The 16,222-nt window shown below is 34.8% G+C and carries 14 protein-coding genes and 1 other annotated feature; of the genes, 3 read left to right on the top strand and 11 right to left on the bottom strand.

The window, feature by feature from the left end:
• Positions 1-36: 36 nt before the first annotated feature.
• The 5 genes from NSQ74_RS19785 to proS form a co-directional block, all read right to left on the bottom strand.
• The gene (locus tag NSQ74_RS19785; RefSeq protein ID WP_340825596.1) at positions 37-2,115 is read right to left on the bottom strand and encodes a DUF2339 domain-containing protein; all 2,079 of its coding nucleotides are present in this window, start codon (positions 2,113-2,115) and stop codon (positions 37-39) included.
• Between the two features lie 90 nt (positions 2,116-2,205).
• On the bottom strand, positions 2,206-2,457 hold the full coding sequence (locus tag NSQ74_RS19790) for a phage holin (RefSeq protein ID WP_173478208.1): 252 nt from the start codon (positions 2,455-2,457) through the stop codon (positions 2,206-2,208).
• A gap of 698 nt (positions 2,458-3,155) precedes the next feature.
• On the bottom strand, positions 3,156-3,332 hold the full coding sequence (locus NSQ74_RS19795) for a competence pheromone ComX (protein WP_340825597.1): 177 nt from the start codon (positions 3,330-3,332) through the stop codon (positions 3,156-3,158).
• 14 nt (positions 3,333-3,346) lie between these two features.
• Positions 3,347-4,216, bottom strand: coding sequence for a polyprenyl synthetase family protein (locus tag NSQ74_RS19800; RefSeq protein ID WP_340825598.1), 870 nt, complete (start codon positions 4,214-4,216; stop codon positions 3,347-3,349).
• 499 nt (positions 4,217-4,715) lie between these two features.
• Positions 4,716-6,152, bottom strand: a complete 1,437-nt coding sequence (gene proS, locus NSQ74_RS19805; protein WP_340825599.1) for a proline--tRNA ligase — start codon at positions 6,150-6,152, stop codon at positions 4,716-4,718.
• A gap of 50 nt (positions 6,153-6,202) precedes the next feature.
• Positions 6,203-6,418, bottom strand: a binding site (T-box leader).
• A gap of 251 nt (positions 6,419-6,669) precedes the next feature.
• On the opposite strand from proS, the gene NSQ74_RS19810 reads away from it, so the two are divergent.
• Both NSQ74_RS19810 and NSQ74_RS19815 read left to right on the top strand, forming a co-directional pair.
• Positions 6,670-7,032, top strand: coding sequence for a YbgA family protein (locus tag NSQ74_RS19810; RefSeq protein ID WP_340825600.1), 363 nt, complete (start codon positions 6,670-6,672; stop codon positions 7,030-7,032).
• Between the two features lie 58 nt (positions 7,033-7,090).
• Positions 7,091-7,408, top strand: a complete 318-nt coding sequence (locus NSQ74_RS19815; protein WP_340825601.1) for a BRCT domain-containing protein — start codon at positions 7,091-7,093, stop codon at positions 7,406-7,408.
• 529 nt (positions 7,409-7,937) lie between these two features.
• Here the strand turns inward: NSQ74_RS19815 and NSQ74_RS19820 are convergent.
• On the bottom strand, positions 7,938-9,410 hold the full coding sequence (locus NSQ74_RS19820; protein WP_340825602.1) for a M20 family metallopeptidase: 1,473 nt from the start codon (positions 9,408-9,410) through the stop codon (positions 7,938-7,940).
• A gap of 35 nt (positions 9,411-9,445) precedes the next feature.
• Positions 9,446-10,666: an MFS transporter gene (locus NSQ74_RS19825; RefSeq protein WP_340825606.1), complete on the bottom strand. Its 1,221-nt coding sequence runs from the start codon at positions 10,664-10,666 to the stop codon at positions 9,446-9,448.
• Between the two features lie 180 nt (positions 10,667-10,846).
• On the opposite strand from NSQ74_RS19825, the gene NSQ74_RS19830 reads away from it, so the two are divergent.
• Positions 10,847-12,157, top strand: a complete 1,311-nt coding sequence (locus NSQ74_RS19830) for a hypothetical protein (RefSeq protein ID WP_340825608.1) — start codon at positions 10,847-10,849, stop codon at positions 12,155-12,157.
• Between the two features lie 266 nt (positions 12,158-12,423).
• On the opposite strand, the gene NSQ74_RS19835 is transcribed toward NSQ74_RS19830, so the two are convergent.
• From NSQ74_RS19835 to NSQ74_RS19850, 4 genes are all read right to left on the bottom strand, one after another.
• Complete coding sequence (locus tag NSQ74_RS19835) at positions 12,424-13,077, bottom strand: peptidylprolyl isomerase (RefSeq protein ID WP_340825610.1); 654 nt, start codon at positions 13,075-13,077, stop codon at positions 12,424-12,426.
• Positions 13,078-13,152: 75 nt separating this feature from the next.
• Entirely contained in the window at positions 13,153-13,986 is an 834-nt protein-coding gene (locus NSQ74_RS19840; RefSeq protein WP_340825611.1) for a metallophosphoesterase, read from the bottom strand.
• A gap of 142 nt (positions 13,987-14,128) precedes the next feature.
• Entirely contained in the window at positions 14,129-15,529 is a 1,401-nt protein-coding gene (locus tag NSQ74_RS19845; protein ID WP_340825612.1) for a HAMP domain-containing sensor histidine kinase, read from the bottom strand.
• Positions 15,513-16,160 carry a response regulator transcription factor gene (locus tag NSQ74_RS19850; RefSeq protein ID WP_340825613.1) on the bottom strand — a complete coding sequence of 216 codons (648 nt, stop codon included), beginning with the start codon at positions 16,158-16,160 and terminating at the stop codon, positions 15,513-15,515. Before NSQ74_RS19850 ends, NSQ74_RS19845 begins: the two co-directional genes overlap by 17 nt.
• Positions 16,161-16,222 lie beyond the last annotated feature (62 nt).

Consider the following 16,222-nt stretch of genomic DNA (forward strand, 5'->3'; position numbering starts at 1 on the left):
ACAGGCAAACACTAAATGTTAGCCTGTGATTTTTCGTTATTTCCTCAACAACCGCCCCGACAGCAGCATGCCAATTCCACCAATTGCAATGAAAAGTACTGCTCTTATTAATAAATCGAGTGCCGATAAATCGAAGAATATAAGCTTTACAAATGCGATGGCTAGTATGGCAAAGCCAGAAAGCCGAAGTATTCGTAAGTGTCGTACTGAGCCGAGCCATAGTGACAAACTTGCCGACAAGAATAGTGTTATTGTCGTGAATGCAATACTGAGTTTCCAATCCAGTAGATTATTGTAAGCTAGCTGTGACACTAGACCGCATAGTGCAATCATCGTGAATACTACGCTTGCGCTGACAATTGGATCTAAAAATTTCGTCATATGTTGTTGATAAATTTGATAAATGCGCCCCTTCATCAGTAAATCGAAGATGATAGCTACAAATACTGCAATATAAACTAATCTAGTACCAATATTCAACCATACAATTCCTTGTACATTATATGGGATCACACTGAGCATGAGCGTAACAAGAAGGAAAAACAGACCGACAACTGGCGTTAATGCACGGCCTTTATATTTTTCAGGTAGCAACAGCGAGCCCACAAACAGTATCACTATACCGATACTCATCAAATGCGGGAAATTGCTAGCACTTGTAACATAAACACTATCAAGCTTAGCAATATAAGCAAGGAAGTATCCAGCTGTAATAACAGCTAAAATATCTGTCACATATAAATCCTTCATTATTTTCTCAAAAGCATTCAATGTTTCCTTCTGACGTATTGTATACATATAAATAATTAACAAGTATACGCCAGGCAGTATTAAGCTAATATGTCCTATGCTAAAAAATGGGGTCGGCTCATGTACGATATAGCTTAAAATAAGTGCAATTGAAAACCCGAATGAACTAACGACCTTCATTAAACTTGCTCGTAGTCGTAAGCTCATCATAACACCTGCAAATGTCATGAATGGTAAAAGTAAATCATCAACCTTTTCTGGTATATTCATAATCAATACTGTATTACAAAGTGTAATAAATGCGAGTGTTACAGCACTATCAAATGCCTCCTGCCATTTTTGCTTATAGCTATAACTCGCTACAGTTACAAACAAAATACATAGTCCAAGCAATAGTACCTCATTATATTCAAGCCGACTACTTACGAGGTTCATAAGGAGTAAACTAAAGATCCCTAAACTGAATTGTAGTCCAGCATGAATATGCTTCGATTTAGATTCAGCATTATATAAGCGACACCAACTCGTGTAAAAGATTGCAAGTGTAATGAGCAGTCCTATTGCAAAAATAACTCGATTGTCACTATTCATAAACGCTACAATACTTACTGCCATAATAGAGAAAAAGGTTGTGACATAGAGCGCAATTTTTTGTTTATGTTGAAGTATAACGAATTGCAGCATTGTAAACAGGACGATCACAAAAATTAATATAATGAACGCGCTAAAATCCATATACTCTAGTAAATATGGTAGTAACAACGAGGTAAAAGCAACAAATAAAGTAAGCACTTCGTTTTTCTTTAAATAGCTAATGGCTATACCATAGACAATAAACCCAAAGGCAATGAACAGTGCTAAAGTTAAGCCTAATACCTCGTATAAAATAGCACCAGCCGCGGTTGTTAAAATTCCTACGATAAATGCCCCACCGTATAAGGAAACGGTTACAGCTGGTGATGCCAGCTTTTTATGTTCTAAAACATAAGCTATAGCCCCTAATGCGATTGATAATAAATAAGCGAGGATGATTTTCACCTCGTTCGATAAGTAGCCATAATCACTAACTAGCTTTAGCCCCCATAACACTCCCAGCACTAAAATAACCATAAAGACTTTCGGGAGCGCCCACATAATTTGCTCCTCAAATGAACGCTGTGGCTGAGCATTAGTTTTCGGTGTTGATTTTTGTATTGGTGTTGGTGTTGGCTCTGGTAATGCAGGTTGTACAGTAATGGATCGGTTAACATTTTTTACAGTTGTCTTTTGTTGTGACTGTTGTTGCTTTAACACATCCATTTCCTGCCGTAACTCTTCCATCTCCTTTTCAAGCTTAGCGATTCGCTGCTCCATTTCAAGCGACAATCAATCATCCCCCTAGCTATTAGAATTTTCTTACATTATATCATATTCATTCTATTGTAAAATTACACTTTTTTAAATGTAATGAAATGTTTATCTTGGTCTGCGATACATTAAAGCACGTTCACTATCACTGGTGCCACTTGTAGTCGGATCAACAACAACCCCCATTAATACAAGAATCGATAACACTGTATTCAAAATGGACGTTAGTTGCTCACTCATTCCGCTTGTTAAATCAAAGCCAAACAAAGCTCCCACTTGCTGAGCGAGTAGTAGCAGCATGGAAAACAACGCTAATACAAACGGCTTATGCATGAATCGAACTTTCCAGTTAATTCTCATATTTGCTCACCTCCCCCCTTCCTCACTACAGTATATGCGCCTTACGACTTGGCACATATGCAAAAATATAGCTTTACAAAGAGGAATTTATAATTTCTTCCCAATAAAATTGTCGTTTCAATTTCTATTAACGATAGTTACAGTTTTATCGGCGATTTGCGCTAGCTTATCGGCGATTCACATTGTTTTATCGGCGATTGGAACTAGTTAATCGGCGATTCACACCGACTTACCGGCGATGACAACCTTTTCTATGAACTAAAATTTACAACATTACATAATATAGAAATGAACTAATGAATAAAGGGTGATGTAGAAAATGTCTTACAGAGAAAGACCCGATGTGTGGGACGAAGATGGAAGGGATATTGATCGTTGGGAAAATGACGGTGGTAGAAGTCATTTAATAAGACAGGGAATTTCCGCTTGACCACTTGTCTGCTTTGCAAAAGTACTGTAAATACAAATGGGCTGTCTATTTCTTAAGATAGCTTATTTGTATTTGTCTTGAATAAGTCCGCTATGTAATAAAAAAAGGAGATGAACTATTGATACATAGCTTCATCCCCTCTAATTCTAAGCTTATCATTTACGTCAATAATTTGTAAAATCCTCCCTATTTGTGCTTAAACAAGTACTCCTAATGACAGGACTATTAACCACAATGGAAAGTCTACAAATGACCTTAGTGGTAATAATTACGCGCGCCAGTAAGCAGAAAGATTATTTTTTAATACTTTCTTTTCGCCTTGTTCAAAAGACTCTAAAATTAAATTTTTTTCAAATTCATTGATATTTAAAAGCGATACTTTATTCTCTTTTAAAAGGTCTAAAATGTTTTTGTTTTTTTGAAGATATTGAGTAATTTCTAACATGTCCTTCACCTCATCTAAATATATTGTTTGAATATTTCAACATTTTGTGTTGGATATACTTCTTTTAATAAGTCTAGTGCAAGATTAAGATATTTAGATTGTATTAGATGCACGTAAACGTGTAATCCAGAATCTACAATCTGCTGTTTAGTAATACAAATCTTCGTAGTTGCATTCCCTTGCTGTCTATAATACAATCGCAATTCGTCAAATGCCGAATCCTCGAATTGTAATAAATATAGTAAAGGCAAGGTTCTTTTTTTAACTTGTAAATCTCTTTGTAAATTTAATAAGTCGTTATAATCATTTTTAAGTTGAGCGACAATTGCGATATAGTGCGCACTCATTTCAAGCTTTGTTGTATACTTTCCAGTCGCTAACACTGCGCCAAGCGTGGATGAAAGTGCTATTAATGAACCTGATTTCTTTTTAACAACATCTATATACATTTCTTCAGATGTTATCTTGTTCATTAAGTCATGATGCTGTCCGTCAACCGCTTGTAGTAAGTAATGGCAAAATAAACGAGTAACCTCACTTTTATAAGGTATCTCTAGCTTTTCTAGCTCCAACAATACGATACTAACTAAAGCTGTAGAAGCATTCAACAATATGTTCCCATCTATTCCCCACTTTGATTCATCACCGTCTTCAATATCATCAACGATATCCGTAAAAAGAATCCATAATTCTAGAAGATTAAAAACTTCTTCTATAGATTTCGTTAATGTGCCACCATTCATTTGAAAATGCAATTTACTTAAACCACTAAAATCACCACCTTCATGTTGATCTAATAAGTCGTTTAAACAGCGATTAAACTCATCTGATAGTTGATAATTACCTGCAATTATCTTTAATGATTGCTTAATTCCCTCCATCATTCACCCTACCAATTATTTATTTTATTGAGATTTCACCTTACAGCTTTCTAACGATTAAAATGGACTGTTAACAATGCGCAATATTTTGGATGTTCGACTCTGGTATATCAAATACAATTTAACCTCACATCAATGAAAGCGCTTACTGAAATGACTTAAAAAGTTCTAACCATTTATTACATTGGACTTACATATGTATCATACTCTCTAAACAAACTAGAGGTAAAAAATAAAAATGTCTGCTGGTTCTACAACTATTTTTCCTATTAATTACTAGTATATCATCTATCCTTAAAATGTAAATATATACATATTTTAAACTATTAACACTTTTAAACCAATTAATAATAAAAATTATGTATTATTATTACAATTATCTTTCTAAAATCTATATTAGTGATATAAAATTTTTTAGAGCCGTAGAATATGAGTAAAAAGTCATTAATAAAGCGTTTCAACAAAATTGTTGAAACGCTTTATATTTGTACTTCGTCGTAAATTAGTAAGCTCGTGCAAACCAAACTGTATGTTTTGCTTCATGCCCACAATGAATGCAAGTATCCTTTGTAACTGGTGGGTTAAATGGAATGTTACGTGTTGTGAATTTTGTCTCTTCTTTTACCTTTTCTTCACATGCATCGTCTCCACACCAACCTGCTAAAATCCAACCTGGTATTGTTTCATTCTGTTCAGCTTGAGTTAAATGTTGTTGTAACTGCTCCATTGAATCAATATGTGTATGCGAGTTATTCGCACGGAAAGCTTTTGCTTTTTCGAAAAGACGTGTTTGCATTGTTTCAAGTTCTGTTTCAATGCTTTCAACAATTGTTTCTAAAGATACAGAAACTTTTTCTTCTTCATCACGGGCTTTCATTAAACCTTGTTGATTCTCTAAATCACGTGGTCCCAACTCAATACGTACCGGTACACCTTTTAACTCCCACTCATTAAATTTATAGCCTGGCGATTGATCCGAGTCATCAAGGCGAACACGAATTCCTTTTGCTTTTAACGCTGCAAAAATTTCATCTAATTTCTCGATAATAGCAGGGTTCTTTTTCCATGGTCCGACAGGGATTAACACAACTTGAGTCGGTGCAATCTTTGGTGGTAAAACAAGACCTTGCTCATCGCCATGCACCATGATGACAGACCCGATTAATCGTGTCGATGTACCCCAAGAAGTTGTATGCACATAAACATGTTTATTTTCTTTATTTAAATATTTTATATCAAATGCTTCAGCAAATTTTGTACCTAAGTAATGGGATGTACCCGCTTGCACAGCTTTTCCATCCTTCATCATCGCTTCAATAGAGAATGTATCAACCGCTCCAGCAAAACGTTCAGATGGTGTCTTTTGTCCATCATATACTGGAATCGCTAGCAAACCTTCTACTACTTCTTTGTAAATTGCTAACATTTGCATTGTCTCTTTACGTGCATCTTCTTCATCGACATGGGCAGTATGACCTTCTTGCCATAAAAATTCAGAAGTACGGATAAACGGTAGCGTTTTCTTCTCCCAACGGAATACATTTGCCCATTGATTAATTAAAACTGGAAGATCACGATAACTTTTAATCCAATTTGAATATAAATGTCCAATCATTGTTTCAGAAGTTGGACGTAATGCTAAGCGCTCCTCTAACTTCTCACCCGCCGCTTCTGTAACCCATGGAAGCTCTGGTGAAAATCCTTCAATATGATCTTTTTCCTTTTGAAAAAATGATTCTGGTATTAACATCGGGAAGTAAGCATTGCGGTGACCTGTTTCCTTAAACCGCATATCCATCTCAGCTTGAATGTGCTCCCATAATTCATAGCCGTCTGGTTTAAAAGCAATACAGCCACGAACTGGCGTATAATCCATTAAATCCGCTTTTTGAATCGTATCCACATACCATTTTGAAAAATCGTTTATTTTTTGAGCCATCTTCTTTTCCTCCTATGTTTTAAATAATAAAAAAAGCATAAAGCATCCTAATAAAGGACGTCTTTACGCTAATTGACGTGGTACCACCTTAGTTCGACTTAATAACTATATTAAGTCCTCTAAACGTTTGTAACGAAACGACTCGGTTAGTTGTTAACTGACATCTCCGTGATAGGGTTCAATAAGAAGAGGTGATATAGCTTTCAGCCTAGGCTATAATTTCTGTTTCACAATACTTATTTACTTGATCACATCATCGATTTATTATTTATACATTAATATACCAATTTGCTAAATGTAATTCAATCATTACTGTCATACATCACCACATATTACCCTACCCAACGGAGGAAATCCCGCTCGGCGTTTTAAAAATAGGGCAAGACCTTCTCATCTCTCCCAACTTACAGTGTTTTATTTGTTTGTTTAGCTAAAATATCATAGAAATGTCGTTAATCAACATGTATGATGTTTATACTGTAATAAATTTAAACAATTGTTATGGGAAGGTGATTGTATGAAACGTCAACGAACTGAAAAATTATGGCGAGAAGAAAAGTATCGTGTCATGTTTCATAGCCAAAAGCATTACAATCAGCTTCGGCTGGCAATGCGCGATATACTGCCCCATGAACAAATTGAACAATTGATCGAAGATGCATTACAACAAATACCTACTGACGGCAGCATGCGCAATGCGTGCCAGCATATGTGGGGGTATTTCCGTAAAGTTGCTACATCCGAGGAAAAGCAAAAATATGAGAAATTGCTCATCACTGGTCAAATACAGGCGCTTCTTTGCTTTTTACAGCAATTATCCATACAATATAACATTACATATTTACGACAAAGTACTATTTTAAAAATACTGGAAGAGTAAGTCTAATTTTAAAGCAAGATATTACACTCCTTTAAAATCAACCTCTTAGGAGACCAACATGAACAAAAATCAGGACAATACAGAAGTTATCTACCTATCCAATCCATCCGAACGTTTAATGCATCCATTTTATAATAAACAAATCGTCTTTACAGGAGCTCTCTCCACAATGACACGTTCTGAAGCTGCAAAAAAGGCCCGAGCTTATGGAGCTTTCATGCAAGGGGCCGTGACAAAAGAGACAGATTTCCTTATTCTTGGCAAAAACCGACGAGAAAAAAGTACAAAACATTTAAAGGCTGAGCAGTTAATTCAACTCGGTCACGACATTCAAATTATAGCTGAAGATGATTTTATTTGGCTTATTTCGATGTAAAAAGAGTATGTACCATCTTATATGCAGTAACAGTAACCTCCTAAACTCCTTTCCTAAGTACTTTTCATCAATAAAAGAGGAGAGGCTGGGACAAAAGACAAAAAGTATTAGATTGACTGCCATCAATCTAACACTTTTTTGCTATGCCGTTGTTGTCTGCTATGGTGGATGCTTTCCTCGCTCACCACACTAAACCACAAACCTCGCTACCTTGATTTTTGTTGAGTCATGCCTTCTGTGTGTTCTTCAACAATTAACCCAAAAATTGAAAGCTTTACAGGTCTTGATGTACGAGCAGAATTGGCGACTCTACACATAAAACCTAGTCACTCGCCCCTATCGTTGCCAACAGGCTAAGCATATTTTCCGATGAAAAAGATTTTGCACTAAGTAAAGCGATTTCCATTTTAAAACGTAAAAGCAAAGCCCTTTAATTCATCGTTTTCAAAACTGCTTTCGCTTTATGATGGATCACCGTAAAAAAAGAAGCGTCAACTAACAGTATGTTCTGTCATTGACGCTTTTGTTATTACTCGATTACATCAGATGAGAATTTTTGTACATGCGAAGGATTTATTTTTGCAGGAATCGGATTTTGATAAACATCGTCACCCAATCGCTCTTTTAAATCTTGCTTTGCCTGATCTATTAATTGTGGTTGAGCGAGCATTGCTGCAGCAGTTGCCGCCATAACTTTACCAGCATGTAGCATACCTTTATGAGCGATTGCCGTCGTGCCTGTTGCAACCGCCTGCCAAGAATGCAACTGTGTGCCCTGTGCATGACAAGTCGTTGTACATTGTGCAGTCGGCACAACCCAACTCACATCTCCTACATCTGTAGATCCTGGCATCGTCACATTCGTAAAAGCTTTATGGTAAGGAAGTAAGGCTGTTGACAATGGCGCATCCTTCTCTTTTGCTAAAATCTCTCTATATACCGGTATAGAGAGTAGTGCTCCACCGCTTTTTTCCTGTTGTGACAACGTATTGCGAATAGCAGCCGCAAATTGATAGTCTTCTTCGCTAAATTCAGGTGTTCCTAGCTGTGCAAATTGTTCAAACATAACTTGCTGCATCGTATGGTTTGGAATAAGATTGGAACAAGCTTTATCGAAAATGATTTCCACTTCTGTTCCAGTCATTAATGCTGCACCCTGTGCAACTTTACAAACACGCTCATAGATTTCATTTACTTGACTCGTTTTAGGTGCACGTATTAAGTAAAGTACACTGGCATCTGCTTGGACAATATTAGGGGACAATCCACCAGTATTTGTCACTGCGTAATGCACACGAGCTTCCGGAATTATATGTTCTCGGAGATAGTTGACCCCAACGTTCATCAGCTCAACAGCATCTAACGCACTACGTCCAAGATGTGGTGCTTGAGCCGCATGCGCTGCACGACCTGTGAATTGAAAGGAAACTTGTGTATTCGCTAATGAACTTGTGCACATCATTAAATTATGATCGGCTGGATGCCAGCATAATGCAAAATCTACATCATCGAAAAGTCCAGCACGTACCATCAACGTTTTCCCAGAGCCCCCCTCTTCTGCCGGACAGCCATAGTAACGAATTGTTCCAGAAATATTATGTTTCACCATATAGTCACGTAAAGCTACGGCTGCGGCTAAAGAACCTGTTCCAAGTAAATTATGACCGCATCCATGCCCATTACCACCTTGCTCTATAGCAGATTTTATGGCAGTCCCCCCTTGTTGACTTAAACCAGACAGAGCATCATATTCTCCTAAAAAAGCAATGACTGGCTTTCCACTGCCATAACTTCCGATAAAGGCTGTTTCCAGATTTGCAACACCTTTCTCAACATCAAATCCTTCACTTTCCAATGCCGTACATAACAAATCTGCAGATTGAAATTCTTTAAAACGGATTTCCGCGAAATTCCAAATTTTATTACTGATATCGATAAACTTATCTCGCTTATCTTCAATAATTTTGGATAGCTCGTTTATAGCATTTAATGTATTAGACATAAATAATCACTCCAATAGTTTTTATTTCAAGCACTTTAAAAGGATGGATCAGGTGAGATTTTATCCCTAGTTTGTAATGTCATAGCCGTAACAATTGGAATGATGATCATCACCATTAAGAACATAAATGCTGCCGAATAGGAGCCACCGAAAATTGTGATGATGAATCCCATGACAAATGGCGAAATTGCACCAGCTACTTGTCCTCCAAAATACATGAACCCTGTTGCAGTACCAATTACATCATGTGAGAAATATTTCAGTGGTAACGTCAGAATCGTAGTAGTAGCAAATAAACACCCTGCTGATGTTAAAGCTTGGAAAGTTACCACCATAGTTATGGAAGAAGCACTTGTCATGAAAAATAAACTAATTCCTGCAATGACAGCACCAACCATTATCAAATACTTTTCTTTACCTACTGCAAACTTATCAATCAACCAACCTGTAAGCACAACTGCAATGAGCGCGGCAAACGCAGGAATAATTGCAAGTGTGCCCATCGATACCATATCTAAATTTTTCTCTTTCACCATAAATGTTGGCATCCATGATGTGAGCCCCCAATTGACAATACTTACGCCAAAGTACATCAACATTAACTGCCACAACATTGGCATCTTTAATAATTTTTTTAACGGCACCTTAGTAGCTGTAGTTGTTACTGCCGTTTTTATTTGTGACTCGCTTGGCTTTAAAAAGAAATAAAGGACAATCGTCAAGAAAAGCCCTAAAACCCCAAAAATAAAGAACAAATTCCGCCAGCCAATCGAAGTTATTAAAGCGGCAGCTAATATTGCTGAAATCATACTGCCAATTGTCGTTGCGGCAGTAAGCGTCGACTTAGCACGACCTCGTTCAGATTTTGGGAAATTGTCTGCAACTGCTAATGAACTAGCTGCAGGAAAGCTCCCCTCTCCAATCCCAAATAGTAGTCGTATCGCAATAAGCGATATAAATGACCAGGCAAAACCAGTTAGAATCGTGAAAATAGACCATAATAAAACGGATATGAGAATCATTCTTCTTGCCCCGTATTTATCAGAAAGAAAACCTCCAACTAATTGCATTACTGCATAACTCAAAAAAAATACACTAATAATTAATCCAGCTTGCGTTTCATTCAACTTAAATTCTTCTGCTATCGGTATAATCGCCACGTTCATCGAAAGCTTGTCCAGATAGTTGACAATCCACGTCATAAACAAAATTCCAAGAATTATGTATTTTTGCTTAGTCGTACCGGTTCTTTCCAAAAAAAGTCCCCCTTGTGATAAAACACATTATTTTTAGACATATTAAAGACAGTCTTTAATTATTATAAGATTGACTATTAAAAAAATCAATAAAATTCAAAAAATACACTTCTATATTGATATAGACAGCATTTGTCAAATATACTAGAACTAATAGATAATCTAGGAGGAGAATTAACTTTGATTCGAATCGGTGTAATCGTAGCGCATAATTCACTACAAGATGTTTTACCTATCCAAGAAAAATTAAAAGAACGCTGCGAGTTGACTTTTTTTACATATAGAAAACTTTCAGAAATAAAACCTTTATATCTGGAAAACTATATATTTTTTGATGCGATTGTCATGAATGGCTTGGCACATCTAGTGTTACAAAGTTCTCAGATTAACTATCAAATACCAACTCATTATTATATGGCGAATGAGCGTGATTTTTATAAAAAGCTGTTTCATATTAGTAGAAAATATCCAAATATCGATTTTTCAAAAGTGACATTTGATTTTAGTGGCTACACGGATTTAATAAAATTAGAGGAAATATATGCAAAAGATGAGGAAGCTCATATTATCCATTTACCTATTACGGATAATTTTTACGAGGATTTATTAGATAAGCATATTGAATTGAATAGATCCGGGAAAGTAGAACTATCTATTACAGCTTTTAGTAATATATTAAACAAACTTTCAGAGCATGGTGTGACCGCAGAGCTGATAACTGCGTCTCCACAAACTATTCAAGAAATATTTGAAAAAGTAATTCAGGAAGTTCGGCATAAACAATTAACAGAGAGTATTATTGCCATTGGAAAAATTACAAGTGATGCACTGATTCCATCTAAAGTAGAAAATGTAAATACAGAATTCAATCAAATTCTTTTACACACTACCCTATTGGAATATAGAGAAAAAAATCACTTATCGATGATTATTCAAAAACAAAGTGTACATTTCGAAATCTTTACATCTCAAAAAGAATTACTGACAGTTACTAATAATTTTTCACATGATGGATTAGAACAAACATTAACTGAGAGCTTACCTTTTCCAGTGACCATTGGCTGGGGAGTTGGTCAAAGTATTGATGATGCCAGAAAAAAAGCGCATATTGCAAATCATGAGGCTCAAAAACAAGAAAAGTCGTCTTGCATTATTACAGAAAATGGTCAAATCATTGCGCCAAACACGCAAGAGAAAATGGTTTTACATATAAAAGAGGAAACGCCGGAGTTACAGCGTTTAAGTGAAAAACTGAATATTTCTATGCTGTTAATGCAAAAAATTCTCTCCGTTATTGAAAAAATGAATACCAATGAATTATCTTCTGACGATATAGCATTACATTTAGGCATTACAATCAGAAGCTCTAACCGTATTTTGAATGAATTAGAAGAAAAAGGAGTAGCTGAATTAATTTATAAAAAACATGAAAAACTGCGAGGTAGACCTAAGAAATTTTATAAAATCAATTTCCATAAAAATGAAGCATGATACGTGGAACTTCAATTCGTAGGGGGGTCATAATGCTAAAGAAATTCTCCATAACAGAGTTGTCGTAACAGTTTCCTTTACGAGACATATTTTGGACAAACCATTTGATGGCTCAAATAAATCAAATGAGCCAAGGTGTTTTAAAATTACTGAAATAAAAAAATGAGGAGCAAAATTATCTTTGTTTCTCCAAAGAAAAGCACGTTGACCAGCCGCAACACTGCGGTCAATCAACGTGCTTTTAAATTTTAGTAGTATGTCTAATACTATTTTTGCACTACTGGTGCAGGATAGTCAAAGCCCTTTGTATCCACTTCGACTTTTTTCATGATTTGATCTTCGAACGGCTTATCTGTAGCGTCTCGATCAACTGCAACAATCTCATCTACCGTTTCCATACCTTCGATGACTTTTCCAAATGCAGCGTAATCTCCATCAAGATTGGACGCTTCTTCTACCATAATAAAAAATTGTGAGCCCGCAGAATTTGGATTGTTATTCGTCCGTGCCATTGAAATAACACCGCGCTCATGTTTTAAATTATTTTCAAAGCCATTATTCGTAAACTCACCGTTAATCGAGTACTCTGGTCCACCAGATCCATTTCCAGCAGGATCTCCACCTTGAACCATAAAGCCAGGAATTACACGATGAAAAATAAGCCCATCATAAAAACCATCTTTTACTAAAGAAATAAAATTAGCAACTGTATTCGGTGCTACTTTAGGCTCTAGTTCAATAACAATTTTTTTATCGTCATTCATCGTAATTGTCACAATTGGATTTTCTTTCACTGCAGATGCATAATCTACTTTTTCTTCCACTGTCTTATCCTCTTTTGATGTTCCACAACCTGTCAGAACAAAAGCTAGTGCCATCAGACTAAAGACAAAATACAATACTTTAGATCGTGCCAACATTCTTTCAACTCCCTATATAATCAGTTTATTAAAGTATATAACTATAAGATTATTTAAGACAACTTATATATAATCTTACAAATGAATATTAAAAACGGAGATTTCAGGTGGGACCATAAAACGAGCTGGAATTCTAGATGTCCCTATTCCGGTATTTACATAAAGCTGCATCCCATTGCTTTTATTAATAGTATAAAATCCATCACTATATTTTTCAGCTAAGGAAGTAGTCATTGTTTTCATAAATGGAATTTTTATTTGTCCTCCATGACTATGCCCAGCTAACAGCAAATTAATTGAAGTATCTTTTAATAAGTCTGCCATATCTGGTTCATGCATAAGTACAATTTTATAATCAAAACTATCATCCAATTGCGATAACAATTGGTCTATATCTGGATTTCCAAGCAAACCATCATCCAATCCTCCGATAAATAGCTTCTTATCATTTAATACAGTAACATTTACTCCACTATTTTTTAATAAAGTAAAACCTGAATTCGTTAATAAATCTTCATATATTTTAAAAGCACCACCACCGTAATCGCGGTTTCCCCAAACTGCATATTTCCCCACGGTAGCTTTAAGCTTTGATAAATTTTCAGTTACTTGTTGTTTCTGTTGAAATGTAGAAAAATTTTCGAATAAATCCCCTGTAAAAACAATAATATCAGGTGATAATTGATTAATCTTTTCTACTAAACGGTTTAATTGTTTTATTGTGTAAGTTTCACTAACTTGAATATCAGATATTTGAACTACTTTGACTGATTCACCCTTGTCTTCATTTAAATCATACGAATGAATGACAAGCCTTGTTGGTTCAACTTTAAAAGCGTACCCTACAAATAAACCTATTAATACCATCAGTAATAAAACTATTTTTACAATCCTTTTAAAACTCTTCATTCCAATATAAATGCCCCTTTCAAATCTATAACCATTATTATAAAGGTGCTATGTTACAGTAATATGTACTTTTTATGATTGTTAGAAAAAGGCACTCAATAAATGAAAAAAACGTGCACCAAATAGATGCCCGTTCTTTGTTTTATTTTGATTCAACTAAATCAAACCATATCGTAAAACGAATATACGAGTCTACTAACACCACTTCATACTGTAAATCATTTTTAGCTAAGATGCTAGCAACAATCGACAATCCTAAGCCTGTCCCGCTAATTTCTTTGTTCCTCGATTCTTCTGCTACGTAGAATGCATCCCAAATAAAAGGAAGATGCTCTTGTTGCAAACTTGTCGTTTTATTTCGTATCGAGAACTTTATTTTGTTTTTATCTTCATTTGTTAAGTTGATTTCGAAATACTGCTCTTCGCCATATTTAATGGCGTTGCTTATTAAATTATTCATTACAATCTCTATTTGATTACTATCTTCATAAATAAAGGAATGTTGTATTGAATCTAAATTTTGCACTACATGCACATTGTTATTTCTTAATGAAATATTATATTGTGTAATAATTTTTTGAATAAGATGCTTTAATTCGAATGGCTCTTTTTTCACTTCTAATTCGTGGATTTTAGATAATTTGATTAAATAATCCACCATTTCTGAAGTGTAATTTACTTGTTCTAAAATAATATCCGTATAGGAGCCATCATCAAAACCATCTTTAATACCAATTGTATATGCTTGTATTAATGACAAGGGTGTTTTTACTTCATGAGAGATACTTGAAATTAACGTATTTAAACTTTGATTTTTCTTTTCTAATTGTGAATGAACATTTTTCAAAGAATTACTCATTTCATTAATACTGTGTGACAACTCCTCAATTTCATCGCCTGAGGTTATCTCCACTTCTTTAAAGTTTAAATTTGTAATATCTTTTGCTACGTTTTTTAATTTCTCTAAAGGAGTAATAATTTTCTTAGAGAATAGTGCTACCAATAATATACTAATTATAATTCCTAGCAATAAGGAATATAAATATAATTGGTTTACTATTTTTAAAGCATCTGTATTATGAGCAACTACTGTTCCTACTAACACTAAATGTTGATCTTTCTCATACAGCACAGTTAGAAGGCTCGACTTTAGTTTTCCTTGATTAAATAATAGTCTTACTGTTTTTCCTTCCTTTATTTTTTCTAGAGAATTCTCCGTAATCCAAAATTTATTTAAAACAATTTTATCTTTAAACAATGCAAATTCGATATTTTCATTAATTTCATCGGTACTACCGCTATTTTGAATAATAACAATTGTAACGTTATTATCATTTTCAATTTTTTCTTGTGTTTCTATTAGTTGTGGAATTGTTAAATCCTTTAGCTCTTCATAAACGGCGTTAACATTATTTTTCATTTTAAATAAATAATAATTAGCGGAAAAGTAATTGTTTAACAAAAAGGAAACACCGAAAACGATGAGCATAATTACACTCACCATCAATAACAATTTCTTTCCAATTTTATTCAACTTTATCATTAAAGCTATACCCCATTCCTCTATGGGTTATAATATGGTCATCTCCAATCTTGTCACGCAGCCTATTAATGTGCGTATCGACTGTACGTTCCTCACCAAGATAGTCCAAGCCCCAAACCATTGATAACAAAGAATTTCTAGATAATACTTGCCCTTTATTTTCATATAAAATCTTCAATAAGTCATATTCTTTTTTAGAGAGTACTATGTCTTCTTCGTCCTTAAATACTTTCTTACTTTGTAAATTGATTTTCAAATTCCTTATTTCAGCCAACTTTTCTGTTCCAAGCATTTTTTTCACTCTTAAAATTAATATTCGCGGATCAAATGGCTTACGAATATATTCATCTGCCCCAATATCTAATGCCATAAATTCATCATCATTGGACGACTTTGCTGTTAACATGACCACTTTCGTTAAGCTTACTTTCTTTATTTCTCTGCATACTTCAATGCCACTTAACTTAGGCATCATCCAATCCAAAACTGCAAGATCGATTTTTTTTGAATAAAAAATTTCAAGTGCTTCTTCTCCTTCAAAAGCAATACTGACATTAAAACCTTCCTTTTCAAAGTAGGTTTTCAAGATAGCAGTCATGTGTTTCTCATCATCAGCTATTAGTATATTCACTTTATATAAACTCCTTATCTGTCTTACCAGTAACTCTTCTCATAATAAAAGGCAAAAGGTGA

It is taken from the genome of Lysinibacillus sp. FSL W8-0992, from assembly GCF_038008685.1.
GTDB lineage: Bacteria > Bacillota > Bacilli > Bacillales_A > Planococcaceae > Lysinibacillus.

Bases quoted from the DNA above. Each gene is read 5' to 3' on its own strand.
- NSQ74_RS19790 (WP_173478208.1), bottom strand. From the start codon at position 2,457: ATGAGAATTAACTGGAAAGTTCGATTCATGCATAAGCCGTTTGTATTA.
- NSQ74_RS19820 (WP_340825602.1), bottom strand. From the start codon at position 9,410: ATGTCTAATACATTAAATGCTATAAACGAGCTATCCAAAATTATTGAA.
- proS (WP_340825599.1), bottom strand. From the start codon at position 6,152: ATGGCTCAAAAAATAAACGATTTTTCAAAATGGTATGTGGATACGATT.
- NSQ74_RS19795 (WP_340825597.1), bottom strand. From the start codon at position 3,332: ATGTTAGAAATTACTCAATATCTTCAAAAAAACAAAAACATTTTAGAC.
- NSQ74_RS19815 (WP_340825601.1), top strand. From the start codon at position 7,091: ATGAACAAAAATCAGGACAATACAGAAGTTATCTACCTATCCAATCCA.
- NSQ74_RS19845 (WP_340825612.1), bottom strand. From the start codon at position 15,529: ATGATAAAGTTGAATAAAATTGGAAAGAAATTGTTATTGATGGTGAGT.
- NSQ74_RS19835 (WP_340825610.1), bottom strand. From the start codon at position 13,077: ATGTTGGCACGATCTAAAGTATTGTATTTTGTCTTTAGTCTGATGGCA.
- NSQ74_RS19840 (WP_340825611.1), bottom strand. From the start codon at position 13,986: ATGAAGAGTTTTAAAAGGATTGTAAAAATAGTTTTATTACTGATGGTA.
- NSQ74_RS19800 (WP_340825598.1), bottom strand. From the start codon at position 4,216: ATGATGGAGGGAATTAAGCAATCATTAAAGATAATTGCAGGTAATTAT.
- NSQ74_RS19810 (WP_340825600.1), top strand. From the start codon at position 6,670: ATGAAACGTCAACGAACTGAAAAATTATGGCGAGAAGAAAAGTATCGT.